This is a genomic window from Dietzia sp. E1, assembly GCF_014145015.1.
GTDB lineage: Bacteria > Actinomycetota > Actinomycetes > Mycobacteriales > Mycobacteriaceae > Dietzia > Dietzia cinnamea_A.
In genome coordinates, this window is sequence record NZ_JAALDU010000387.1 from 1 (window position 1) to 1,951 (window position 1,951).

Annotated in this window: 2 protein-coding genes; one reads left to right on the top strand and one right to left on the bottom strand. The window is 72.8% G+C overall.

The genetic code is table 11. From position 1 onward, the window contains the following. The coding region (locus G6030_RS12535) for a TetR/AcrR family transcriptional regulator (protein WP_182643343.1) at nucleotides 1-481 on the bottom strand (481 nt) is incomplete at its 3' end. 103 nt (nucleotides 482-584) lie between these two features. On the opposite strand from G6030_RS12535, the gene G6030_RS12540 reads away from it, so the two are divergent. Next, nucleotides 585-1,951 (top strand): MFS transporter (locus tag G6030_RS12540; protein WP_182643344.1); only part of this gene is annotated, 1,367 nt, incomplete at its 3' end.

A 1,951-nucleotide genomic window follows, 5' to 3' on the forward strand; every position in this document is an offset into this window, starting at 1 on the left:
CGGCGAGCTGCGCCACCGCGAGGTCGCGGTCGCCGGGGACGAGGGTGCCGTCGGCCTCCGCGGAGGAGAGCACCGCGTGCAGCGGCGCCGTGTAGGAGTCCACGACCCCGCGGCGGAGCTGGCCGACCTCGTCGTCCTCCGAGGCGCCGCGGCCCATCGCCAACCACCCCAGCATCGACTGCTGCAGGGGCGCGTCCTGGATGAGGCGGGTCATCGACGCGCACAGGTGCAGCAGCTGGTCGCGCAGCGGGGCCTCCGCCGGCGGCGGCTCCGGGGCGGGCAGCAGTCGGCGGAACGCGGCCGCGATGAGCGAGTCCGTCGACGGGAAGTTGCGGTACAGCGTTGTCCGCGCGACCCCCGACAGCCGGGTGACCGCCTCCACCGTCACCGCAGCCGCGCCGCCCGAGACGAGGAGGTCCGCCGCGGCGTCGAGGAGCTTGCCCCGGGATCGGGCACGGCGGGGGTCGGTCGGCGTGGGCATGACCCCCATTGTGGCCCCCCGTGCCGGGAGGGTCATACGTTACGGTGGCGGGGACGAACGATACCGCCGGTATCGTTTCCCGTACCGCTCCCCGGGAGGCTCCGTGCTGGAACTGTCCACCGGACGACGCCGCTGGCTGCTGTTCGTCAATGTCGTCGCGGTCTCGCTGGTCGTGGCCACCATGTCCGCGCTGTACACGTCGCTGCCCGACATCGCCGTGGCCATCGGCGCCACCCAGGCCGAGCTCACGTGGATCGTCGACGCCTACACGCTCGCGCTGGCCGCGCTCGTGCTCACCGCCGGTGCGCTGGGCGACCGCTTCGGCCGCCGCGCCACCCTCATCGTGGGGCTGATCCTGTTCACCCTGTCCTCCGCGCTGCCGCTGTGGCTCGACTCGCCGCTCTGGCTCATCATCCTCCGCGCGGTCGCCGGCGTGGGCGCCGCGTTCGTCATGCCGTCGACGCTCTCGCTGCTCACCGCGAGCTTCCCGCCCGAACGCCGCGGGACCGCCGTCGGCACCTGGGCGGGCTTCGCCGGCATCGGTGGGATCGTCGGACTGATCGGCTCCGGGCTCATGCTGCAGGTGTGGTCCTGGAAGTCGATCTTCCTCGTCTACTCGGTGATCGGCCTGGTCGTGTTGGTCGCGGCGTTCACGATCGGCGAATCCGTCGCGTCCCGGCGTGGTCGGCCGGACGTCGCCGGCGCCGTGTTCTCCGCACTGGCCGTCGGAGGGGTGGTGTTCGGGCTCATCGAGGGGGCGCACACCAGCTTCTCGGCGGCCCCCGTCGTCGTCGCCCTCATCACCTCCGCCGTGAGCCTGGCCGCCTTCGTGCTGGTCGAGCTCCGCGCCGATGACCCGATCCTCGACGTGCGCTACTTCCGGCGCCGCGGTTTCTCGGCCGGCTCGGTGTCGGTGGCGATGCAGTTCCTCACGATCTTCGGGTTCTTCCTGCTCATCGTGCAGTACCTGCAGCTGGTCAAGGGCTACGACGCGATCGGGGCGTCCCTGTCGCTGGCGCCGATGGTCGTGCCCGTCATGGTGTTCTCCCTGCTCTCGCCCCGGCTCACCGCGGTGGTCGGACTGCGGGCGGTGTCCGTGGTGGGCGTGGGCGCGATCGCCGCCGGGATGGTCTTCCTCTCCCGGCTGGGCGTCGACTCGAGCTACTGGGACATCCTGTGGCCGATGGTCATCGCCGGTGTCGGCCTGGGCCTGTCCACCGCGCCCGCGACGTCCGCGATCGTCTCGGACATCCCCGCCGACGAGCAGGGCGTGGCCGCCGCGGTCAACGACGCGATGCGCGAGGTCGGCGCCGCGATCGGCATCGCGATCTCGGGCAGCATCCTCGCCGGCCGGTACGCCGCCGACATCGGCGCCGTCCTGCCGGGCGTCCCCGGGCCCGCCCGTGAGGCGGTGGCCGGATCGTTCGCCGGCGCGGTGGAGTTCGGCGAGGTCGCCGGTCCCGCGGCGCA